This is a genomic window from Streptomyces sp. NPDC051214 (assembly GCF_040682375.1).
Classification (GTDB): Bacteria; Actinomycetota; Actinomycetes; order Streptomycetales; family Streptomycetaceae; genus Streptomyces.
On sequence record NZ_JBFBAT010000010.1, the window covers coordinates 293,988 to 316,380 of the forward strand.

Sequence of the window (22,393 nt, forward strand, 5' to 3'; positions counted from 1 at the left end):
GTGCCCTGTTCCCCTACGCCGTGATGTCCTTAGCCCCGAACCTCGCCCACGCCGCCGAGCCGAACATGGCCGCGTACAGGCCCTGGAGGCCGAGATTCTTGACCAGCTCGTCCCAGTAGACGGGCTCGCGCATCAGGTCCGCGAAGGACAGCCAGTAGTGCGAGAAGAAATACGGCTGGATGGCGTGCAGTTGGGGGATCTGGTCGAGGATCTGGATGGTGATCAGCAGGCCGACCGTCGTCGCCATCGCCGCGATGCCGCTGCTGGTCAGCGTCGACACGAAGAGGCCGAGCGCCGCCACCCCGATCAGTGACGCGGCGACCACCAGGGCGATGAGCAGGGCCCGCAGCAGCCCTTCGCCGAAGCCGATCCGGGTGCCGGAGATCGTGGTGACCTCGCCGACGGGGAAGAGCAGCGCCCCTACGGCGAGCGCGGAGAGGGCCACGACGAGGGTCGCGACCAGGCAGAACGTCAACGCTGTCGCGTACTTGGCGAGCAGCAGGCGCGTCCGTCCCGCGGGGGCGACGAGCAGATAGCGCAGCGTCCCCGCGCTGGACTCGCCCGCGATGGAATCGCCGGCGACGACTCCGACCGCCATCGGCAGGAAGAACGGGAGGGTCGCGGCGAGCGCGGTGAAGACCAGGAACAGGCCGTTGTTGGTGACTTGCGCGATGAACGCCGGGCCCCCCGCCTCGCCGCCGCCCCCGCCGAGCGTCGAGCCGTCGCTGGTCTCGATCTTGACGGCGACGCCCACAAGGATCGGCACGGCGGCGAGCACGCCGAGCAGCGCAAGGGTCCGCCAGCGGCGGAAGGTGATGCCGAGCTCGCTGCGGAAGATCCCGAAGGTCCAGATCCGCCGCACCTCCCGCGGCCCGCTCACCTCTCGTACGTCGTCCCGTGCCCCGTCCCATACGTCGTCCCGTACGTCGTCGGTCTCAGCCCGCGACATCGAAGCCCTCCCCCGTCAGCGCCACGAACGCGTCCTCCAGCGAGGCCCGTTCGACGCCGAACCCCCGCACTCGTACGCCCGCCCCGACCAGGGCTGCGTTCAGCTCGGCGAGGTCCGTGCCGCTCTCCGCGACCGGCGGTTCGCCCGTCACGCGGTCCTCGGTCACGACGAGATCCGTCACGCCGAGCTCCTTCAGGACGCGCGCCGCGTCACCCGGGTCCGGCGTCGTGACGACCAGGCGCCCTCGCGCCCCCGCGGCGAGCTCGGCGACCGGGCCCTGGGTGATCAGACGGCCCTGCGCCATTACCGCGGCGTGCGTGCAGACCTGCTCGATCTCGTCCAGGAGGTGCGAGGAGAGGAAGACGGTCGTGCCCTCCGACGCCAATTCCCGTACGAGCGCCCGGATCTCGCGCATGCCCTGTGGATCGAGGCCGTTGGTCGGCTCGTCGAGCACGAGAAGCTTGCGCGGCTGGAGCAGCGCGGCGGCGAGCCCGAGGCGCTGCTTCATCCCGAGCGAGTACGCCTTCGCCTTCTTGCCCGCGGCAGCCGTCAGCCCCACCCGGTCCAGGGCGGAGTCGGCGCGGGCACGGCGGGTGCGCGGGTCGGCGGTCGGGTCGGCGGCGTCGTACCGCAGGAGGTTGTCGCGGCCGGAGAGGAAGCCGTAGAGCGCGGGGCCCTCGATGAGCGCGCCCACGTGCGGGAGCACGGCGCGGGTCTCGCGCGGCATCGGGCGGCCAAGGACTCTGGCCCGTCCTGAAGTCGGCTCGATCAGGCCCATGAGCATCCGGATCGTGGTCGTCTTGCCCGAGCCGTTCGGCCCGAGGAACCCGAAGACGCTTCCGGCGGGGACGGTGAGGCTCAGCCGGTCCACGGCCAGTTGCTTGCCGTAGCGCTTGGTCAGCCCGTACGTCTCGATCACGCTCTCCGCCGCACTGCCGCTGCTGCCCGGCACCTTGCCCTCCCCCGCTCGAAGCCGTGACGGCGGGTCCGAGGCACCCGACACGCACCTCGGACCCGCCGCTCAATCGCCTTGCCGCAGCACGCTACTTCGCCGCGTTCGCCGCCTTCACCAGCGCGTCCTTGGTGACCGCGCCCGCGTAGACCTTGCCGTCCTCGGTGATGAGGGCGTTGATCAGGCGCGTCTTGAAGACCGTGCCCGAACCGAAGTCGCCCGACACCTTGTCGCCGAGCGAGTCGAGGAAGTTCTGTGCGTCCGGCGGGACGTCGCCGGAGGCGCCCGTCGGGAGGCCCTGGCCGCCCGGCAGTTCGAGCTCGGCGATGGAGCTCCAGCCCTTGCCGATGACGTTCAGTCCGTCCAGGCCCTCCATGCCCTTGTCGCCCTTGAACTCCTTGCCGCCGCCCTCGAAGCCGTGCTTCTCGGCCTCCGCGTCGTCGCCTTCGGTGACCTTCGCACCCTTGGGTGGCGTGAAGTCGAAGGTGGAGGCGGCCGGCTTGCCGAAGTCGACCTTGGTGAAGCCCGCGTCGACGACCGCGCTGCCGCCGCCGGACGGGGTGAGCGTGAACTTCAGCGGCGTGCCGGTCTCGGAGTCCACGGCGACCGTGATCTGGCCGATCGTCGAGCCGGACTGCTTGGGCTTGATGACCAGGCGGTAGGCGTCGCGTCCTGCCACCTGCGCGGTGCCGTCCACCTTCACCGACGTCGTGTCGTAGACCGACTTCAGCGCTTCCTCGGCCAGCTCCTTGGGCGTGGAGGGGACATCCTCGGGGAGGTCCTTCGCACCGGAGTCCTTGCCGGAACCGTTGCCGGAGTCCCCGGCCCTGCCCGCCGACTTGGAGTGGTACGCCTCGTTCGACTTGCTGTCGTACGCCCACACGTCGTCGCCGTTGTGGATCAGGCTGTACTCGGCGGCGTCGTCCAGGATCGACAGCTTCTGCTTGTCGGGGCCGTCGGCTGCGACGCGCAGCGTGTGCGTGCCGGTCGCCAGCTCCATCAGCTTCGCCTGCGGGTCCGCGGCCGAGCCCTCGCCGTCCCCGCCCTCGCCCTCGCCGCCGCCGGAGCCGCCGCCCGGGGCGAAGCCACCGGCCATGTCGCCGCCGAAGGACGGGAGGCCGAGGTCGGTGCTGATCTTCACGGTGCCCGAGAGCTGCTCCGTGTCCGACGCGGCGATCTTCTCGATGAGTTCCTGGGCGGTGACGTCGGGCAGCTTGGGGTCGCCCGACGTGGCGAGCGCCGGGACGAGCCCGATGGTCGCCGCCGCCACCCCCGCCACCGCGACGGGGACCACGTAACGCGCCGCCTTGCGGCGGCCCGCGCGCAGCTCCCCGCTCTCGCTGGTGTTCTGCTCCGGTTCGTACGGTGCCATTGTGTGCCCTACCTCCGTGGTCGGCGGCGGCCTTCCCAGTACGTGCGTGCGTCCACTCCTCGCCGCCATTCTCACCCGAATAGGTCAGGAGTGGTTGTTCTTGCCGAACCTTGCTTGTCTCCATACGACCAAATCGGCCGACGAGAAGCGTCAGACCCCGGGAGCAACTCCACGTACTGCTGTGGGATGACAAAAAGCGGCGGCGCCTCCCCCGACCAGTAGGGGAAGCGCCGCCGGACCCTCAGGGGTCAGCGCTGCACGAACACGTAATCCGCCTTGTACGGGACCTCCGCGATGGCGCCCTGTTCGCAGTCACCGGAGGGTGCGACCCCGCCCACCGTGTTCAGGCGCAGGATCTCCGCGGTGCCGGCGAGGAGCCCGCGCGGCTTGCCCGTCTGGGTGGCCGCCAGGTCGAGTTCGGGGATGTTCTTCTCCCCGTTCGGAGTCCTGGAGATCAGCTTGCCGGTGACCTGACTGCGGTCGGGGGCGGTCCAGCGCGGGGTGCCCGAGTTGGGGGCGACGAAGTCGTGCGCGATGCCGCCGCCGAGCCGCGCGCGCACGTCACGCTGCGCGAAGGCGAACGTGCCGGAGCCGTCCTCGGCCTTCTTGCACTCGTAGATCTGCTTCCCCTTGAGCACCGGGGCCTGGAAGTTGGCCGCCGCGTCACGGAAGTCGAAGTCCGTGGTCACCTTGTGGAGCTGTCCGCGGACCGCGCCGCCGGGGAACTCGGCGGTGTGCAGGTTGGCGTAGAAGCTGTTCGGGTCGGCCTTCAACTGCTTCAGGAGCGCCGCGTCGTGGACCTTGACCGTGCCCGTCACGCGATGGCTCTTGCTCTTGCCCAGCAGCCCGGTGAAGTCGATCTTGATGCCGCCGTTGGTGCCCTTGGCGCCCTGGTGGATGTGGAGGGCGGTCGGCTTGTCCGTGCCGCGCCACGTGACAGTGACCGACACCCTGTCGCCCTTGACCCGGACGAATTCGAGCGCCCGGCCGTCCTTGTCGCCCACCGCGGGGCCGCCCTGCACCGGCACCTCGTTCGCACCGTTCAAGCTCGCCGCGAAGACGGCTCCCCCGCTGTCGGTACTGGTGCCGGTACTGGTGCTGGTGCCGCTGCCGGTGTGGCCGCTGCCGCCGTCGTGCGCCGCCGCGAGCGGTGCCGCGACCGCCACGCCTCCCGCGGCGGCGACGGCCACACCAGCGGCGAGCAGAGCCCGGCGGCGACGAGCGAGCATGCCGGACGTACCAAAAGTACCCATGGTCAGAAATCTCCCCGTACCTGAGCCGACGCCCCACTGCGTCAGCTTCCGGGCATAGGTACGGATTGGATCCGATCCTGGACTCAATCCAGGACGGACCCAAGAATGTGACCTAGCTCACGCATGCAGCGTCCGGTGGAAGGCTCAGCCCGCCCGGTGCACCACCAGATCGCAGAGCTCGACGAGGGACGTCTTCGCGTCGCAGTCCCGCAGCGGCGCGAGGGTGTCCCGCGCCTCCTCCGCGAACCGCACGGTGTCCTTGCGCGCCTGCTCCAGGGCCGGGTGGACCCGCAGCCGGGCCAGCGCCTCGGCGTGCCGCGCGTCGTCCGTCAGGTCCGAGTCCAGGAGCTCCGACAGGGCGATGTCCTCGGGGAGCCCGAGCTTCTCCACCCGCTCGCGCAGGCGCAGGACCGGAAGCGTGGGGATGCCCTCGCGCAGGTCGGTGCCGGGCGTCTTGCCGGACTCGTGCGAGTCCGAGGCGATGTCCAGTACGTCGTCGGCGAGCTGGAACGCGACGCCGAGCCGCTCCCCGTACTGGGTCAGGACGTCCACGACGGTCTCGTCCGCGCCGGACATCATGGCGCCGAAACGGCACGCCACGGCGACGAGCGAGCCGGTCTTGCCGCCGAGCACGTCGAGGTAGTGGTCGATCGGGTCGCGGCCCTCGGTGGGCCCCGCCGTCTCCAGGATCTGGCCGGTGACCAGGCGTTCGAACGCCTCCGCCTGGATGCGGACGGCATCCGGGCCGAGGTCGGCCAGGATGTACGAGGCGCGCGCGAAGAGGAAATCACCCGTGAGGACGGCCACGGAGTTGCCCCAGCGCTGGTTGGCGCTCTCGACGCCGCGGCGCACGTCCGCCTCGTCCATCACGTCGTCGTGGTAGAGCGTCGCGAGGTGGGTGAGCTCGACGACGACGGCGGAGGGCACGACGCCCGGCGCGTACGGATCGCCGAACTGCGAGGCGAGCATCACGAGGAGCGGCCTGAACCGCTTGCCGCCCGCGCGCACCAGATGCTGCGCCGCCTCCGTGATGAAGGGGACCCCGCTTTTGGTGGCGTCGAGCAGACCTTCCTCGACGGCCGCCAATCCGGCCTGGACATCGGCTTCGAGAGCCTGGTCCCGCACGCTGAGGCCGAAGGGCCCGACGACGGTCACGAGGGGTTCTCCTGTCTGCTGACGATCACAAGTCGGTCACTCGGTCGATCATCACTCGGTCGGTCTTTGCGTGATGATCGCGTCGATGACACGGTTTGTCGATGTGTCGCTGCCATCACACAAGTCAGCGTATCCGGTCGCCTTTCGATCACAGTGGGCACCCGCCTGTGCAATGCCGCCCAGGCGGCGTGTGATCAGCACCGGTATGTTCTTGATCAGCTGATTCGCCCCTGAACCAACGGGAGCAGAACCTTTGTCCCGCATCGAGCCCGACACCGAACCGCCCGCGGAGCCGCCGACGGAGCCGCCGCCCGGCGACGACCACGCCTTCTTCGGGCAGCCGCGCGGACTTCTCACGCTCTCGGGTCTCGAGGTCTGGGAGCGTTTCTCGTTCCTCGGCATGCAGGCCATCCTCGTCCTGTACTTCGCGGACTCCGTCGCGAACGACGGAATGGGCATGGATTCCGGGACCGCCGCCTCGGTGTCGGCGGCGTACGGAACACTCGTCTACCTCGTCTCGGTGGCCGGCGGCTGGCTCGCCGACCGCATCCTCGGCTCGTACCGCGCGGTCCTGTGGGGCGGCATCCTCATCGCCTGCGGCCACTACTCGATGGCCGTGCCGACGGCGACGATGACCTGGGTCGGACTCGGCCTGATCAGCGCGGGCACCGGCCTGCTGAAGCCGAACGTCGCCTCGATGGTCGGCAAGCTCTACCGCACCGACGACGACCGGCGCGACGCGGGCTTCGCGCTGTACTACATGGGCATCAACATCGGCGCCTTCGCGGGCCCCCTGATCACCGGCTGGCTCGGCGACCACAAGGGCTGGCACTGGGGCTTCTCGGCGGCCGCGATCGGCATGACGTTCGGCCTGGTGCAGTACGTGCTCGGGCGCCGCCACCTCGCGGGACGCAAGGCGTCGGCGGAGTTCGCGCTCCCCAAGGACGCGATGCGCCGCGCGGTCGTCCTGATCGTCGTGGGCGTCCTCGTCTTCGCCGCCCTCGCGGGTGTGCTCGCCGGCGTCGGCTGGCTGACCATGGACCGCTTCGTCGACCTGCTCACCGTCATCTCGGTGATCGCGCCGATCGTCTACTTCGCGGTCATGTTCCGCAGCCCACGGGTGACGTCCGAGGAGCGCGGCCGCCTCAGGCCGTACGTGGTGCTCTTCCTCGCGTCGGTCGTCTTCAACTTCATCCTCTTCCAGGCCTACTCGACGATGATCCTGCTCGCGTCGACGAACGCCGAGACGTCGATCCTCGGCTTCACCTTCCCCGCCAGCTGGTACGCCTCCGCGCTCGGCGCCTTCGAGGTCGCCCTCGCCCCCGTCGTCGCCACCGTCTGGGCCCGGATGGGTCACCGCCAGCCGCACGCCTCCAACAAGATCGCGTTCGGTGTGATCCTGGGCGGTCTGTCGTTCCTCCTGATGGTGCTCCCCACCTCCGGGCACGGCGACGACACGTACAAGATGGCGGTCTGGTGGATCGTCGGCTCGTACCTGCTGCTCGGCCTCGGCGACATCCTCGTGGAGACCTCGGGCATGTCGGCCACGACGAAGCTCGCCCCGCAGGCCTTCGCCAGCCAGACCATGGCCCTCTGGTTCCTCTCGCTCGCCCTCGCCAACGGCATCCAGGCGCAGGTCGTGAAGTTGTACGGAGAGGTCTCCAACCCGGCGTACTTCGGCGTGAACGGCGCGATCGCGGTGGCCGCCGGTGCGGCCGTCATCCTGCTCGCCCCGTGGCTGCGCCGCACCATGCACCCCGTCCACTGAGGACCCCGAGGTTCCCCCCATGCAGATTCGCCAGTCCTTCCCGTACGAGACCACCCGCGAGGACGTCCAGGTACCCCTCCCGGACGGCACCAAGCTGTACGCGCGCATCTGGCGCCCGGTGACGGACGAACCCGTCCCCGCGCTCCTGGAGTACCTCCCCTACCGGCTGAGCGACTGGACGGCGCCGCGCGACTTCCAGCGCCACCCCTGGTACGCGGGCCATGGCTACGCCTCCGTGCGCGTGGACGTGCGGGGGCACGGCAACTCGGAGGGCATGCCGACCGACGAGTACTCCCCGGTCGAGCTGGCCGACGGGGTCGAGGTCGTCAACTGGTTGGCCGAGCAGCCCTGGTGCTCCGGCAAGGTCGGCATGTTCGGCATCTCCTGGGGCGGCTTCAACTCCCTCCAGATCGCGGCCCTCGCGCCCGAGCCGCTCAAGGCGGTCGTCACGGTCTGCTCCGCGGACGACCGTTATGACAACGACGTGCACTACATGGGTGGTTCCGTCCTCGCGGTGGACATGCACGCGTGGGCGGCGACGATGCTGGCCTTCGTCTCCCGCCCGCCGGACCCGCTGTTCGTCGGCGACCGCTGGCGGGAGATGTGGCTGAGCCGCCTCGAAGCCGTGGACCCCTTCATCCACACCTGGCTCGACCACCAGACCCGGGACGCCTACTGGCAGCACGGCAGCGTCTGCGAGGACTACTCGGCGATCGGCGCGGCGGTGCTCGCGGTGGGCGGCTTCCACGACCCCTACCGGGACACGGTCCTGCGCCTGGTCGAGCATCTGCCGGGCGACGTACGGGGCTTGATCGGCCCGTGGTCGCACCAGTACCCGGACCGAGGACTCCCTCCCGGCCCGGCGATCGGCTTCCTCCAGGAGACGCTGCGCTGGTGGGACCACCACCTCAAGGGGATCGACACCGGCGTCATGGCGGAGCCGAAGCTGCGCTCCTGGATCAGCGAATCGCACCCGCCGGCGACGGTCTACGCCGAGCTGCCGGGCGGCTGGGTCGGCGATCCCTCCTGGCCCTCGCAGAACGTCACCCCGACCCCGTACGCCCTCCAGGGCGCCCCGGTGATCGTCGACTCCCCCCAGCACACGGGCCTGGACGCGGGCCGCTACTTCCCCTTCGGCAACGACGCCGACCTGCCGCCGGACCAGCGGGACGAGGACGCGAAGTCGGCGTGCTTCGAGTTCGAGGTCCCCTCGGCCGTACGCATCCTGGGCCGCCCCAAGGTGAAGCTGCGCCTGACGATGGACACCCCGTCCGGGCAGGCGATCGCGCGGGTCTGCGATGTGGCCCCGGACGGTTCGTCGACGCTGGTCACGCGCGGCGTCCTGAACCTGTCGTCCCGCAACGGCCGGGACCGGGTGGACCCCTGGCCGGTGGGAAGGACGGAAGACGTCACCTTCGAACTGAACGCGATCGGCCACACCTTCCCGCCCGGCCACAAGATCAGGCTCGCGGTGTCGTCCGCGTACTGGCCGTGGATCTGGCCGCAGGCGGACTCGGCGGGCTTCGTCCTGGACCCGGCGGGCAGCGCCCTGGAACTCCCCGTCCGGCAGGGCGACTTGGACCCCTCGATCATTTTCGCCGCCCCGGAGCAGTCGGAGCCGCTCGGCGTGGTCTACCCGGCGACCCTCGACGAGCCGCGTCCCGAGCGCCTGGTCGTACGCGATGTGGCCAAGGGCGAGTGGCGCCTGGAGGTGGACCCGCGCTACGGCGGTACGCGGGTCTACCCGGACGGGCTCGAGTTCACCGAGGACGCGGTGGAGGCGTACACGATCAACGAGTCCGACCCGCTCTCCGCCCGAACGCGCTCCGACTGGTTCATCCGGCTGCACCGCCCCGAGCTGGCCTGGGACGTGTCGATCACCACCCGCTCCGAGATCACGTGCGACGCGGCGGACTTCCTCACGTCGAACGAGGTGGTGTGCAAGGAGGGGGACGAGGTCGTCTTCCACCGCACCTGGGAGAAGCGAATCCCGAGGACGGCGGGCTAGAGCTCTACTTCCCGGCGGCGAACAACCGCTCGAGCACGACGGCCACCCCGTCGTCCTCATGGGACGAAGTCACCTCATCGGCGGCCGACTTGAGGTCGGGGTGGGCGTTGGCCATGGCGACGCCACGGGCCGCCCAGACGAACATCGGCACGTCATTGGGCATGTCACCGAAGGCGATGGTGTCCTCGGCGGTCATCCCGAGCCGCTCTGCGGCGAGCGCGAGCCCGGTCGCCTTGGTCACCCCGCGCGGCTGCAGCTCGACCGTGCCGGGCCCCGACATGGTGACGGTGGCCAGGGGCCCGACGGCATCGCGGGCGACGGCCGCCAACTCGTCGTCGTTCAGCTCGGGATGACGCAGGAGCACCTTGCTGATGGGCTCGGCCCAGAGCGCGTCCCGCTTGTGGACGCGCACGGCGGGCAGGGTGGGGTGCGGCATCAGATACCCCGGCTCGATGAGGGTGAGCCCGTCCACGCCGTCCTGGTCGACGGCGGCGTAGGCCTGCCCGACCTCCGCCTCGATCTTCCCGAGCGCGGCCTCGGCCAGCTCGCGGTCGAGCGTCACGGACCAGATCATGCGATCGGCCCCGGCGTCGTACAACTGCGCCCCCTGACCGCAGACGGCGAGGCCACCGGCGCCCAGATCGTCCAGAAGCGGCTTCACCCGGGGCGCGGGCCGGCCGGTCACCACCAGGTGGTGCGCCCCCGCCCCGGCCGCCGCCGACAGCGCGGCCAACGACCGGTCGGAGACGGTGTCGTCGCCGCGCAGCAGCGTCCCGTCCAGGTCAGTGGCGATGAGTGAATATGCGAGGGGTGCAGCCATGATCCAGAGAATACGGATCCCGGGCGCCGCCGATAGCAACGTCACAAGAGCTGTGACGCGCAAAGTGCGCTGGTCGCACAACTGGCGCTCGCGGGAGGCTCACAGGATTCACCGGGACGGGTCTCCGGAGACCGTCCTCCTCCCCCGTCTTCCCGGCACCCGCAGCCACGTCTGGTGCACCGACAAGACACCGAAGCGGACAGCAAGGCGAGGAACACATGGAAATCACCGGCCACTCCAGCGACTTCATCGTCGACGCCAGCCTCCCCGCGGCGATGAAGAATTTCGTCATGCGCCAGCACCGACACTGGCCCGGCATGTTCCTGTACGGAGAACCGGCCCCCGCGGACTTCCTGGCCGAGTGGAACCTCCCGGAAGTCGACGCCGACGACGCATACCCAGGCATCGTCACCTTCTCGGCGGGCCAGGAGATGGAGGACTTCTGGGAGGAGAACGGCTACGCCCTCAACAGCGACGGCGAAGGCCCCTTCTCGGTCTTCTACGGCCTCCGTCCGCAACCACTGCGCGCGGCCCACACCGTCAGTCTCATCACGCCGGACGATCCGGCGACGGATCCCTTCTCGGCGCGTGTCCTTCGCGACTTTGTCGAGTCGTTCGGGTCGGGCGCCTGCGAAACGGCCGGAGCCTGATCCGAGTAGGGGGCCCGCCGCCAGTCGGCGCCCCCGTTCGCCCTGCCCGTTCGCCCCGCCCGTTCGCCCAGGTCAGCTCAGCCGTGTGCCCGTGCCAGATGCCCCACCAAGCGCGGTGAGGCGAACTCCGTGCCGCACACGAAGCGCATCACCGGACCGTACGACGCCGCTGCCGGTAGGCCGGTGAAATACAGGCCCGGGACCGACGAGGCGTAGCCCGCGCCCAGCTTCGGGGTGCCTCGGCTCGTGGCCAGGCGGGCGCGGAGTGCGGGGCCCAGGAAGTCCATCGCGGCGATGTCGACTCGATAGCCCGTCGCCGCGATGACGTGGTCGGCGGAGAGTTCGCGGACACGGCCGCCCAGGGTCTCCACCCGCAGGACGGGGCTGCCGTCGCGGACGTCCGTCGACATGACGCGGCGGACCTCGCGCTTCTCGACCTTGCCCTCGAAGCGCTCGCGCAGCCACCACGCGCCCAGCGGTCCGAGAATGCGGCGGACCAGGTAGTGGCGGGCCTGCGGGGGCAGGTAGCGGTAGGGGTGGGGGTAGTAGCTGATCGCGTACAGCGACCAGGCGCGGCCGAACGGCGACTCGGGGCGCAGCTTCGGCTGCTCCCACGGAGGCGCCCCGAAGGCCACCGACCCCCTGCCGCGCGCCACCACCTTCACGCTCGCTCCCGCTTCGGCGGCGAGCGCGGCCGTCTCCAGGGCCGACTGCCCCGCGCCGACCACGAGCAGCTCACGCCCCGAGAACCGCGACAGGTCGCTGTGCTGCGAGCTGTGCGAGACGGGCCCGGTGGGAGACGGGCCGTCCGGCACTGCGGCGGCGAGCGCCGGCGGCAGTTGCGCGAGCCCGGAGAGTCCGCTCGCGACCACGACCGCGCGGGCCGTGAACTGCTCGCCGGAGTCCAGCTTCAGGTCGAACCCCGCCGTGCCCTTGCGGTCCACCGAGACCACCCGCACCTGCTCCAGGTCGGGCACGAGTCTCTCCTTGAACCACTCCCCGTAGGCGACGAAGGTCTCGATCGGGACGATGTCCTCGTCGGTGACCAGACGCCGGATGCCCGCCGCGTCGCAGTAGTCGACGAGTTTGTGGCCGTGCTGCGGCGCGTCGATGCTCGAGGCCACGGGGGTCGATTTCAGGAGCATGCCCGCGGGCATGTGCGCCCGCCAGCTCACCATCGGGTCGCCGAAGACCCGCACCGGAATTCCGCGGGCCCGCAGATGGGCCGCGGTGGACAGGCCGAACGGCCCCGCCCCGATCACTGCTACCGGATGAATCACGAAGTCCCTCCCCAGGACGTCACTTGCCGCGTGTGCCGTGTGCCTACTTCGTGGGTGGTGAACTGCTGCCGCGGCGGTTGGTCCGCCACAGTTGATAGAGATGCTTCGCCCCGGGCCGCACGAAACGCGCGAGCATCGTGAAGAACGGCTTCATGTCGTCCGCCGCCAGCCAGGCCAGTTCCGTGCCGCTCGCGCGTGGGGGCGCGTGCGGAGTCGTATAGCCGCTGCGGCGGTAGGCGAGGAGTGCGGGCAGGTCGATGTTCTCCACGACATACCGGTGCCCGGCGCGCTGTTCCCCCTTGGGAACCGGGCGCCCCGTCAGGTGCAGATGCATGGCGCGAACCACATCGATCCCGGACTCGCTCTCGAAGAGCCGGAATTGCGCACCCATACGGGGGTTGAAGTCGAGCAGTTTGTACTGACCGTCCCGCCGGTCGAAGCGGAGGTCGAGGTCGATGACGCCGGTGAAGCCGATCTGTTTGATGAAACGTGCGGCGAGGTCCGCGAGTTCCGGGTTGTCGACGACGTACGCGTTCGCGGTCATCCCCGCGTGCGGCGGCCAGGAGCGCACCTTGACGCCCGTGAACATCGCGCGCGGCGCCGAGTCCGCGTCGAAGTACGCGTGCACGATCCAGTCCTCGGCCTGCTCCCGCGGCAGATACTCCTGGAGGATCACCCCGGGCCGCTCGCCCCAGCCCCGGGCGAGGCAGAGCAGCCGCTCCGGGGTCTCTATGCGTGTCGTCCCGTTCACCACGGGTCTGGAGCGGCGCGTGAACGCCTCGCGGTTCTTGGCGACGACCGGGAAGGTCGCCCCGGCGGCGAACTCCGCCACGTCCGTGTAACTCTCGGGGAACGACGCGGCGGGCGAGGCGATGCCGTGCTCCACGCACAGCTCGTGCAGGCCCTGCTTGCTGGCGAGGCGCCGTGGCAACTGCGCCTCCACGCGCGGGAAGAGGAACCCCGCCGCGGCCAACGGCTCCTGGTGCTCGGCGATGAGGACGGCCGCTTCCTCGTCGGTCGGGATCAGGACCGTGGGTCTGCCGATCCGGCGCGCGATGCGCAGCATCCCCTCGACGAGCCGCCGCGGCTCCTCGACCCCGGTGGTCGGCCAGGGAAACGCGCCGGTCAGATGGCGGGAGGCCGCCGCCGGCGTGTAACGGTCCTCCGTGATCGCGTACATGGGCACCCCGAGCCGTCCGAGGCTGCGGATCGCGCCCACGCCGCCGTGGTGCAGCGGATAGTTTCCGAACTTCACGATCAGGCCGGGCACCTCACGGTCCACCGCGAAGGGCAGGCTGTCATTCCTCTTGGCCACGGGTCCCCCCACGTGTCCCTCCGTATGACCCGGACCCACCCCGTCCGCGTCCCCCCAAAGGACGCTAAGCCGGAACTGACCACTCCAGCAAGATTTATTCGGACATTGCGAACTCTTTAGACACTGCCCCAACCGAGGGTTCCCACGTAACGTGTGGCACACCCATATGGAAAGCGAGGCAGGTACGCATGTCCGAGCACACCCCGCTCGATCCGGCCGGGAGCGACCCTTCCGTCCGCTCCGTAGGCGACCCCTTCGCTCTCGCGGAGGGTGATCCCTTCGGGCCGCACAATCTCCCGTACGGCGTGTTCTCCCTGGCCACGGACCCCGGGAGCGCGTCCGGAGCCGGGGAGCGCCGCGTCGGCGTACGGCTCGGCGATCACGTCCTGGACGCGGGTGCGGCAGCCGCGGCGCTCGGCTCGCCCTATGTCTCGCTGCTCGCCCGGCCCACGCTCAACCCACTGCTCGCCGCGGGCCGCACGGCCTGGTCGGATGTACGGCGCGCGATCACGGCCTGGGTCACGATCCCGGCGCACCGCGACGTCGTGCGCCCCCTCATGTACCCCCTGTCCGAGGTCACGCTGCACCTCCCCTTCGAGGTCGCCGACTACGTGGATTTCTACGCCTCGGAGCACCACGCGTCCCACCTGGGCCAGATCTTCCGTCCGGACGCTCCGTCCCCGCTGACGCCCAACTGGAAGCACCTCCCCATCGGTTACCACGGCCGGTCCGGCACCGTTGTGGTCTCCGGCACCGAGGTGGTACGCCCCTCGGGGCAGCGCAAGGCGCCCGCGGAGACGGCCCCGGTCTTCGGGCCCTCCGTCCGTCTCGACATCGAGGCCGAGGTCGGCTTCGTCGTGGGTACGCCGTCGGAGCTGGGCACGCCGGTGCCGCTCGCGGACTTCCGGGAGCACGTCTTCGGGCTGACCCTCCTCAACGACTGGTCGGCACGCGACATCCAGGCGTGGGAGTACGTCCCGCTCGGGCCGTTCCTCGGCAAGTCCTTCGCCACCTCGGTCTCGGCGTGGATCACCCCCCTCGAGGCCCTGGACGCGGCACGGGTCGCCCCTCCGGAGCGCACCCACGAACTCCTGCCCTACCTGGACGACTCGGCGGAGTCCGTCGCCGACGAACCCGGCGGCTACGACCTGCGCATCACCGTGACCCTGAACGGCCACGTCATCTCCGAGCCGCCCTTCTCCACCGTCTACTGGACGGCCGCCCAGCAGCTGGCCCACATGACGGCGAACGGCGCGTCCCTGCGCACGGGCGACCTGTACGGCTCGGGCACCGTGAGCGGTCCCTCCGAGGGGCAGTACGGCTCCCTCATCGAGATCACCTGGAACGGCCGTGACCCGCTTGTCCTCCCGGACGGCAAGCGGACGTTCCTCGAGGACGGCGACGAGGTCACGCTGACGGCGTGGGCACCTGGCCCTGACGGGACGCGGGTTGGCCTCGGCGAAGTTTCTGGCAGGGTCGCCTCGGCCCGCTGAAGCTGCTGGCCGGGGGTGGTATCACCCCCGGCCCTCGGCTTCCGCCGCCGTGTACGACTGCTGCGCCGTCGTGGCTGAGCGCGCAGTTCCCCGCGCCCCTTGCCGGGGCCCTGCCGACCGCGCCTCTAGAAGTCCTCCGGGGGCTCCGGCCAGTCCTCCTCCGGGGGCTGCGGGGCCTGCTGGGGCACTGGAGCAGCCGTGCCGTCCAGCCCCGCCAAGACCCCAAGCACGCCCTCCCCATACGTCGCCAGCTTCTTCTCGCCGAGGCCGCTGATGCCGCCGAGCTCCGCCAGGGACGAGGGACGCAGCGTGGCGATCTCCCGCAGCGTGGCGTCGTGGAAGATCACGTACGCGGGCAGGCCCAGCTCCTTGGCCTGCGCACCGCGCCACGCCCGCAGCGCCTCGAACACCGGCACCGCTTCCTGCGGCAGCTCGGCGACCGCCGCCGCGGACTTCGCCTTGCGCTCCCCCTTCGCGGCCTTCGCCACGGCCGGCCGCTTCGGCTCCTTGCGCAACCGCACCTCCCGCTCCCGGCCGAGGACTGAACCGCTCTCCTCGGTCAGGACCAGCGTGCCGTACTCCCCCTCGACCGCGAGCAGTCCCTGGGCCAGCAACTGCCGCACCACGCCCCGCCATTCGGCTTCCGCGAGCTCCTCGCCGATGCCGAAGACCGAGAGCTGGTCGTGGTCGAACTGGATGACCTTCGCGGTCTTCTTGCCGAGCAGGATGTCGATGATCTGCCCCGCGCCGAACTTCTGGCCGCGCTCGCGCTGGAGCCGCACGATCGTGGACAGGACCTTCTGGGCCGGGACCGTGCCGTCCCAGGTCTCCGGGGGCGTCAGGCACGTGTCGCAGTTGCCGCAGGACGGCGCGTCCGCGTCCTGGCCGAAGTACGTGAGGAGTTGGGCCCTGCGGCACTGGGCCGTCTCGCACAGGGCCAGCATCGAGTCCAGATGCGAGGCCGCCCGGCGGCGGAACGCCTCGTCGCCCTCGCTGCCCTGGATCATCTTCCGCTGCTGGACGACGTCCTGCAGGCCGTACGCCATCCAGGCCGTGGAGGGGAGTCCGTCGCGGCCCGCGCGGCCGGTCTCCTGGTAATACCCTTCGACCGACTTCGGCAGGTCGAGGTGGGCGACGAACCGGACGTCCGGCTTGTCGATGCCCATGCCGAAGGCGATCGTGGCGCAGACGACCAGGCCCTCCTCGCGCAGGAAGCGGGACTGGTGGGCGGCGCGCGTGCCGCCGTCGAGACCCGCGTGGTACGGAACGGCCTCGATGCCGTTGCGGCACAGGAACTCGGCGGTCTTCTCCACCGAATTGCGCGAGAGGCAGTAGACGATGCCCGCGTCGCCGGGGTGCTCCTCCTTGAGGAAGGCCAGGAGCTGCTTCTTCGGCTCGGCCTTCGGCACGATGCGGTACTGGATGTTGGGCCGGTCGAAGCTCGCCACGAAGTGCTTGGCGTCCGGCATGCCGAGCCGCTCGGTGATCTCCCGGTGCGTGGCGTGCGTCGCCGTCGCCGTCAGGGCGATCCGCGGCACGTCCGGCCAGCGCTCGCCGAGGAGGGAGAGCGCCAGATAGTCGGGGCGGAAGTCGTGGCCCCACTGCGCGACGCAGTGCGCCTCGTCGATCGCGAAGACGGAGATCTTGGCGCGGGAGAGCAGATCGAGCGTCCCCTCCAGGCGCAGCCGCTCCGGCGCCAGATACAGCACGTCGAGCTCCCCCGCGAGGAACTCGGCCTCCATCACGCGCCGCTCGTCGAAGTCCTGCGTGGAGTTGATGAAGCCGGCCCGCACGCCGAGGGCCCGCAGCGCGTCCACCTGGTCCTGCATGAGCGCGATGAGGGGAGAGACGACGACGCCGGTGCCGGGCCGCACCAGGGCCGGGATCTGATAGCAGAGCGACTTGCCGCCACCGGTGGGCATCAGCACGACGGAGTCCCCGCCCGCGACCACGTGGTCGATGATCGCTTCTTGCTCGCCGCGGAACGCGTCATACCCGAAGACCCGGTGCAGCGTCCGCAGTGCGTCACTCTCCGCCACCGCGCCGCTCTCCGCCACCGCGCTCTGTACGGCCACCTCACTCATGCCATCGTTCCCATCCATCGCCCTGCCCCCGTACGTCGCGCTTCGACCACAGACTCCACGATAGGGCTCCGGACCGACACCTCAGGAAGTTATCCACAGGCCGCCGCCCGGCACCCCTGCATTACGGGGTGCCGGGCGGCGGCGAAAGAACAGGTGAGCTACCGGACGAAGACCCCCGCCTGGTTCGCCAGATCCAGGAAGTACTGCGGGGCCACACCCAGGACCAGCGTCACCGCGACACCCACGCCGATCGCCGCCATGGTCAGCGGCGAGGGCACGGCGACCGTCGGGCCGTCCGCCTTCGGCTCGCTGAAGAACATGAGCACGATCACGCGGATGTAGAAGAACGCCGCGATCGCGGACGAGATCACACCGACCACGACCAGCGCGCCCGCGCCGCCCTCGGCCGCCGCCTTGAACACCGCGAACTTCCCGGAGAACCCGGAGGTCAGCGGAATACCGGCGAAGGCAAGGAGGAACACCGCGAAGACCGCGGCGACCAGCGGCGAGCGCCGGCCGAGCCCCGCCCACTTCGACAGGTGCGTGGCCTCGCCGCCCGCGTCCCGCACCAGGGTGACCACCGCGAACGCGCCGATCGTCACGAAGGAGTAGGCCCCCAGGTAGAAGAGGACCGACGAGATGCCGTCCGGCGTCATGGCGATCACGCCGGCGAGGATGAAGCCCGCGTGGGCGATCGAGGAGTACGCAAGGAGCCGCTTGATGTCGGTCTGGGTGATCGCGACGATCGCGCCGGCCAGCATCGTGAGGATCACGACGCCCCACATCACGGGCCGCCAGTCCCAGCGCAGGCCCGGCAGGACCACGTACAGGAGCCGGAGCAGCGCGCCGAAGGCGGCCACCTTCGTCGCGGCGGCCATGAAGCCGGTGACGGGGGTGGGCGCGCCCTCGTACACATCCGGGGTCCACATGTGGAACGGCACCGCGCCGACCTTGAAGAGCAGCCCCATGACGATCATCGCGGCGCCGATCAGGAGCAGCGCGTCGTTGCCCATGGTGTCGGCGAGCGCGGGGTTGACCTCCTGGACGCTGCCGTCGATGACCTTGGCGATCGTGCCGTACGACACCGAGCCCGCGTACCCGTAGAGCAGGGCGATCCCGAAGAGCAGGAACGCCGAGGAGAACGAGCCGAGCAGGAAGTACTTGACGGCGGCTTCCTGCGACATCAGGCGCTTGCGGCGGGCGAGCGCGCACAGCAGGTAGAGCGGCAGCGAGAAGACCTCGAGGGCGATGAAGAGCGTCAGGAGGTCGTTCGCCGACGGGAAGACGAGCATCCCGCCGATCGCGAAGAGCGCGAGGGGGAACACCTCGGTGGTGGTGAACCCGGCCTTCGTGGCGGCCTGTTCGCCCTCGCTGCCCGGCACGGAACCGGCCTGCGCGGCGAACGAGTCCACGCGCTTTCCGTGTGCCACCGGGTCGAGCCGCCGCTCGGCGAAGGTGAAGATCGCGACGAGTCCCGCGAGGAGGATCGTGCCCTGGAGGAAGAGCGCCGGTCCGTCGACCGCGATGGCGCCCATGGCCGCGATGTGCGCCTTCGTCGTGCCGTACCCGGTGGCCGCGAGCCCGACGACCGCGGCGAAGGCCGCGGTGAGGGCGACGACGGCCACGAACACCTGCGCGTAGTAACGGGACTTGCGCGGCACGAAGGCCTCGATGAGGATCCCGAGCACCGCCGCGCCGATGACGATCAACGTCGGTGACAGCTGCGCGTACTCGATCGTGGGAGTGTCGATCTTGTCGATCTGATCCTGGGGCGCCGCGGCCGACGCCATTGTCCACAGGCTGTGGACAGCCGATGCGCTCACTTGGCCGCCTCCACGTCGGGCTTCGGGTCCTTCTGCTGTACGTCGGACATGGTGTGCTTGACCGCCGGATTGACCAGGTCGGTGAGCGGCTTCGGATAGACGCCGAGGCCGATCAGGAGCGCGATCAGCGGTGTGACGACCAGGAGTTCACGCACGCGCAGGTCCGGCATGGCCGAGACCTCCGGCTTCACCGGGCCCGTCATCGTCCGCTGGTAGAGGACGAGGGTGTAGAGCGCGGCGAGGACGATGCCGATGGTGGCGATGATCCCGACCACCGGGTAGCGCGCGAAGGCGCCGACCAGGACCAGGAACTCACTCACGAACGGCGCGAGGCCGGGCAGCGAGAGCGTCGCGAGACCACCGATGAGGAAGGTGCCCGCGAGCACCGGTGCGACCTTCTGCACCCCTCCGTAGTCCGCGATGAGCCGCGAGCCGCGCCGCGAGATCAGGAAGCCGGCCACCAGCATCAGGGCGGCGGTCGAGATCCCGTGGTTGACCATGTAGAGCGTCGCGCCGGACTGGCCCTGCGAGGTCATCGCGAAGATGCCGAGGATGATGAACCCGAAGTGCGAGATCGACGCGTACGCCACCAGGCGCTTGATGTCGCGCTGGCCGACCGCGAGCAGCGCGCCGTAGACGATGCTGACCAGCGCGAGCACGAGGATGACCGGCGTCGCCCACTTGCTCGCCTCGGGGAAGAGCCCGAGGCAGAAGCGCAGCATCGCGAACGTGCCGACCTTGTCGACGACTGCCGTGATCAGTACGGCGACCGGGGCCGTGGCCTCGCCCATCGCGTTCGGCAGCCAGGTGTGCAGCGGCCACAGCGGGGCCTTCACCGCGAAGGCGAAGAAGAAGCCGAGGAACAGCCACCGCTCGGTGCTGGTCGCCATCTCCAGGGTGCCGTTGGCCCGCGCCTCGGTGATCTCCTGGAGCGAGAAGTTCCCCGCCACCACGTAGAGCCCGATCACCGCGGCCAGCATGATGAGGCCGCCGACGAGGTTGTAGAGAAGGAACTTCACGGCCGCGTACGAGCGTTGCGCCGACGCCTTCTCGTCGCTGCCGGCGTGGGCACGGTCCCCGAAGCCGCCGATGAGGAAGTACATCGGGATGAGCATGGCTTCGAAGAAGATGTAGAAGAGGAAGACGTCGGTGGCCTCGAAGGAGAGGATCACCATCGCCTCGACGGCCAGGATCAGGGCGAAGAAGCCCTGGGTCGGCCGCCAGCGCGAGGACTTGGTTTCGAGGGGATCCGCGTCGTGCCAGCCCGCCAGGATGATGAAGGGCATCAGGAGCGCGGTGAGGGCGATGAGGGCGACACCGATGCCGTCCACGCCCAGTTCGTACCGCACCCCGAATTCCGCGATCCACGAGCGGGACTCGGTGAGTTGATAGCGGGCCCCGTCGGGGTCGAACCGCACGAGCACGGTCACGGCGAGCGCGAGCGTGGCGAGCGACACGAGCAGCGCGAGCCACTTGGCGGCGGTACGCCGGGCGGCCGGAACGGCTGCCACGGCGATCGCGCCGACCGCGGGCAGGGCCGCCGTCGCTGTCAGCAGAGGAAACGACATGGGTATCAGACCGCCCTCATCAGCAGGGTCGCGGCGATGAGTACCGCAACGCCGCCGAACATCGAGACCGCGTAGGAGCGGGCATAGCCGTTCTGCATCTTGCGCAGCCGTCCGGAGAGCCCGCCGACCGAGGCCGCCGTGCCGTTGACGACTCCGTCGACCAGGGTGTGGTCGACGTAGACCAGGGAGCGGGTGAGGTGCTCTCCGCCGCGGACCAGGACGACGTGGTTGAAGTCGTCCTGGAGGAGGTCGCGCCGGGCCGCCCGGGTGAGCACCGAACCGCGCGGGGCGGTGACCGGGACGGGACGGCGGCCGTACTGGAGGTAGGCGAGGGCCACACCGATGAGCAGGACCACCATGGTGGCGCCCGTGACCGTGGCGGCGCTCAGCGGCGAGTGGCCGTGGTCGTGCTGGGTGACCGGCTCCAGCCAGTGCATGAAGCGGTCGCCGATGCTGAAGAACCCGCCCGCGAAGACCGAACCGAAGGCCAGCACGATCATCGGGATCGTCATGGACCTGGGCGACTCGTGCGGGTGCGGTGCGTTGCCTTCAGCGTCCGGCTGCCAGCGCTTCTCACCGAAGAACGTCATGATCATCACGCGTGTCATGTAGAACGCGGTGATCGCGGCGCCGAGCAGTGCGACCGAGCCGAGGATCCAGCCCTCCGTGCCGCCCTTGGCGAACGCCGCCTCGATGATCTTGTCCTTGGAGAAGAAGCCGGACAGACCGGGGAAACCGATGATCGCCAGATAGCCGAGCCCGAAGGTGACGAAGGTGACCGGCATGTACTTCCTGAGGCCGCCGTACTTCCTCATGTCGACCTCGTCGTTCATGCCGTGCATGACCGAACCGGCGCCGAGGAAGAGCCCGGCCTTGAAGAAGCCGTGCGTCACCAGGTGCATGATCGCGAAGACGTAGCCGATGGGGCCGAGGCCCGCGGCCAGGATCATGTAGCCGATCTGGGACATCGTCGACCCGGCGAGGGCCTTCTTGATGTCGTCCTTCGCGCAACCGACGATCGCACCGAAGAGGAGCGTGACCGCGCCCACGACGGTGACGACGAGCTGCGCGTCCGGGGCGCCGTTGAAGATCGCGCCGGAGCGGACGATCAAGTACACGCCGGCGGTCACCATCGTCGCCGCGTGGATGAGGGCCGAGACCGGGGTCGGACCCTCCATCGCGTCGCCGAGCCAGGACTGCAGCGGCACCTGGGCCGACTTGCCGCACGCCGCGAGCAGCAGCATCAGGCCGATGGCCGTCAGCTTGCCCTCCGAGGTCTCACCCGTGGCCTCCAGGACGGGCCCGAAGGCGAACGTCCCGAAGGTGGTGAACATCAGCATGATGGCGATCGAAAGGCCCATGTCGCCGACCCTGTTGACCAGGAAGGCCTTCTTCGCGGCGGTGGCCGCGCTGGGCTTGTGCTGCCAGAAGCCGATCAGGAGGTACGAGGCGAGGCCGACGCCCTCCCATCCGACGTACAGGAGCAGGTAGTTGTCGGCGAGGACGAGGATGAGCATCGCCGCGAGGAACAGGTTCAGATAGCCGAAGAAGCGGCGGCGCCGCTCGTCGTGCTCCATGTACCCGATGGAGTAGATGTGGATCAGGGTGCCCACACCGGTGATCAGCAGGACGAACGTCATCGACAGCTGGTCGAGCTGGAAGGCGACGTCCGCCTGGAAACCCTCCACGGGAATCCAGCTGAACACGTGCTGCGACAGGGAGCGCTCCTCGGCGCCCTTGCCCAGCATGTCGGCGAAGAGCATCACACCGATGACGAAGGAGGCGGCCGCGAGCAGCGTGCCGAGCCAGTGGCCGACACGGTCCAGCCGCCGCCCGCCGCACAGCAGTACGGCCGCTCCGAGCAGAGGCGCCGCTACGAGCAGCGCGATCAGGTTCTCCACTT

At 69.9% G+C, this 22,393-nt stretch carries 16 protein-coding genes; 4 read left to right on the plus strand and 12 right to left on the minus strand.

Going from position 1 to position 22,393, the window contains the following annotated elements:
• Window positions 1-13: 13 nt before the first annotated feature.
• From AB0M70_RS27185 to AB0M70_RS27205, 5 genes are all read right to left on the minus strand, one after another.
• Window positions 14-949, minus strand: a complete 936-nt coding sequence (locus AB0M70_RS27185; RefSeq protein WP_365823631.1) for an ABC transporter permease — start codon at window positions 947-949, stop codon at window positions 14-16.
• Window positions 936-1,901 carry an ABC transporter ATP-binding protein gene (locus AB0M70_RS27190; RefSeq protein WP_365823633.1) on the minus strand — a complete coding sequence of 322 codons (966 nt, stop codon included), beginning with the start codon at window positions 1,899-1,901 and terminating at the stop codon, window positions 936-938. The genes AB0M70_RS27185 and AB0M70_RS27190 overlap by 14 nt, the downstream gene beginning before the upstream one ends.
• Before the next feature lie 91 nt (window positions 1,902-1,992).
• Window positions 1,993-3,273, minus strand: coding sequence for a DUF2092 domain-containing protein (locus AB0M70_RS27195; RefSeq protein WP_365823635.1), 1,281 nt, complete (start codon window positions 3,271-3,273; stop codon window positions 1,993-1,995).
• 248 nt (window positions 3,274-3,521) lie between these two features.
• Entirely contained in the window at window positions 3,522-4,526 is a 1,005-nt protein-coding gene (locus AB0M70_RS27200; protein ID WP_365823637.1) for a CHRD domain-containing protein, read from the minus strand.
• 144 nt (window positions 4,527-4,670) lie between these two features.
• Window positions 4,671-5,681 (minus strand): polyprenyl synthetase family protein, encoded by a 1,011-nt coding sequence (locus AB0M70_RS27205; protein WP_365823639.1) that lies wholly within the window; start codon window positions 5,679-5,681, stop codon window positions 4,671-4,673.
• Between the two features lie 262 nt (window positions 5,682-5,943).
• Between AB0M70_RS27205 and AB0M70_RS27210 the strand changes: the two genes are divergently transcribed.
• Both AB0M70_RS27210 and AB0M70_RS27215 read left to right on the plus strand, forming a co-directional pair.
• The gene (locus AB0M70_RS27210) at window positions 5,944-7,449 is read left to right on the plus strand and encodes a peptide MFS transporter (RefSeq protein ID WP_365823809.1); all 1,506 of its coding nucleotides are present in this window, start codon (window positions 5,944-5,946) and stop codon (window positions 7,447-7,449) included.
• Between the two features lie 19 nt (window positions 7,450-7,468).
• Complete coding sequence (locus AB0M70_RS27215) at window positions 7,469-9,457, plus strand: CocE/NonD family hydrolase (RefSeq protein ID WP_365823641.1); 1,989 nt, start codon at window positions 7,469-7,471, stop codon at window positions 9,455-9,457.
• A 4-nt stretch (window positions 9,458-9,461) separates the two neighbouring features.
• Here AB0M70_RS27215 and AB0M70_RS27220 read toward each other — a convergent pair whose 3' ends face one another.
• A complete protein-coding gene (locus AB0M70_RS27220) occupies window positions 9,462-10,277 on the minus strand; it encodes an HAD family hydrolase (RefSeq protein ID WP_365823643.1) in 816 nt (271 codons plus the stop codon).
• Between the two features lie 218 nt (window positions 10,278-10,495).
• On the opposite strand from AB0M70_RS27220, the gene AB0M70_RS27225 reads away from it, so the two are divergent.
• A complete protein-coding gene (locus AB0M70_RS27225) occupies window positions 10,496-10,927 on the plus strand; it encodes a hypothetical protein (RefSeq protein ID WP_365823645.1) in 432 nt (143 codons plus the stop codon).
• A gap of 77 nt (window positions 10,928-11,004) precedes the next feature.
• Here the strand turns inward: AB0M70_RS27225 and AB0M70_RS27230 are convergent, their stop codons facing one another.
• Together AB0M70_RS27230 and AB0M70_RS27235 are read right to left on the minus strand one after the other, a co-directional pair.
• The gene (locus tag AB0M70_RS27230; RefSeq protein WP_365823647.1) at window positions 11,005-12,207 is read right to left on the minus strand and encodes an FAD-dependent oxidoreductase; all 1,203 of its coding nucleotides are present in this window, start codon (window positions 12,205-12,207) and stop codon (window positions 11,005-11,007) included.
• A 43-nt stretch (window positions 12,208-12,250) separates the two neighbouring features.
• Window positions 12,251-13,522, minus strand: coding sequence for an ATP-grasp domain-containing protein (locus AB0M70_RS27235; RefSeq protein WP_365823649.1), 1,272 nt, complete (start codon window positions 13,520-13,522; stop codon window positions 12,251-12,253).
• Between the two features lie 188 nt (window positions 13,523-13,710).
• Here AB0M70_RS27235 and fahA point away from each other — a divergent pair, with 188 nt between their 5' ends.
• Window positions 13,711-15,015 carry a fumarylacetoacetase gene (fahA, locus tag AB0M70_RS27240; RefSeq protein ID WP_365823651.1) on the plus strand — a complete coding sequence of 435 codons (1,305 nt, stop codon included), beginning with the start codon at window positions 13,711-13,713 and terminating at the stop codon, window positions 15,013-15,015.
• 125 nt (window positions 15,016-15,140) lie between these two features.
• On the opposite strand, the gene recQ is transcribed toward fahA, so the two are convergent.
• The 4 genes from recQ to nuoL all read right to left on the minus strand — a co-directional run bounded on the left by recQ (window position 15,141) and on the right by nuoL (window position 22,391).
• A complete protein-coding gene (gene recQ / locus AB0M70_RS27245) occupies window positions 15,141-17,099 on the minus strand; it encodes a DNA helicase RecQ (RefSeq protein ID WP_365823653.1) in 1,959 nt (652 codons plus the stop codon).
• Window positions 17,100-17,257: 158 nt separating this feature from the next.
• Window positions 17,258-18,922, minus strand: coding sequence for an NADH-quinone oxidoreductase subunit NuoN (nuoN, locus tag AB0M70_RS27250; protein WP_365823655.1), 1,665 nt, complete (start codon window positions 18,920-18,922; stop codon window positions 17,258-17,260).
• Window positions 18,919-20,490 (minus strand): NADH-quinone oxidoreductase subunit M, encoded by a 1,572-nt coding sequence (locus AB0M70_RS27255; RefSeq protein ID WP_365823657.1) that lies wholly within the window; start codon window positions 20,488-20,490, stop codon window positions 18,919-18,921. The genes nuoN and AB0M70_RS27255 overlap by 4 nt, the downstream gene beginning before the upstream one ends.
• 5 nt (window positions 20,491-20,495) lie before the next feature.
• Window positions 20,496-22,391 (minus strand): NADH-quinone oxidoreductase subunit L, encoded by a 1,896-nt coding sequence (nuoL, locus tag AB0M70_RS27260; RefSeq protein WP_365823659.1) that lies wholly within the window; start codon window positions 22,389-22,391, stop codon window positions 20,496-20,498.
• Window positions 22,392-22,393: the final 2 nt, after the last annotated feature.

What these genes read in the sequence shown, in the direction of transcription:
- AB0M70_RS27185 (WP_365823631.1), bottom strand. Translation starts at nt 949, where the DNA reads ATGTCGCGGGCTGAGACCGACGACGTACGGGACGACGTATGGGACGGG.
- AB0M70_RS27195 (WP_365823635.1), bottom strand. Translation starts at nt 3,273, where the DNA reads ATGGCACCGTACGAACCGGAGCAGAACACCAGCGAGAGCGGGGAGCTG.
- AB0M70_RS27200 (WP_365823637.1), bottom strand. Translation starts at nt 4,526, where the DNA reads ATGGGTACTTTTGGTACGTCCGGCATGCTCGCTCGTCGCCGCCGGGCT.
- AB0M70_RS27215 (WP_365823641.1), top strand. Translation starts at nt 7,469, where the DNA reads ATGCAGATTCGCCAGTCCTTCCCGTACGAGACCACCCGCGAGGACGTC.
- AB0M70_RS27220 (WP_365823643.1), bottom strand. Translation starts at nt 10,277, where the DNA reads ATGGCTGCACCCCTCGCATATTCACTCATCGCCACTGACCTGGACGGG.
- AB0M70_RS27225 (WP_365823645.1), top strand. Translation starts at nt 10,496, where the DNA reads ATGGAAATCACCGGCCACTCCAGCGACTTCATCGTCGACGCCAGCCTC.
- fahA (WP_365823651.1), top strand. Translation starts at nt 13,711, where the DNA reads ATGTCCGAGCACACCCCGCTCGATCCGGCCGGGAGCGACCCTTCCGTC.
- recQ (WP_365823653.1), bottom strand. Translation starts at nt 17,099, where the DNA reads ATGAGTGAGGTGGCCGTACAGAGCGCGGTGGCGGAGAGCGGCGCGGTG.
- AB0M70_RS27255 (WP_365823657.1), bottom strand. Translation starts at nt 20,490, where the DNA reads ATGTCGTTTCCTCTGCTGACAGCGACGGCGGCCCTGCCCGCGGTCGGC.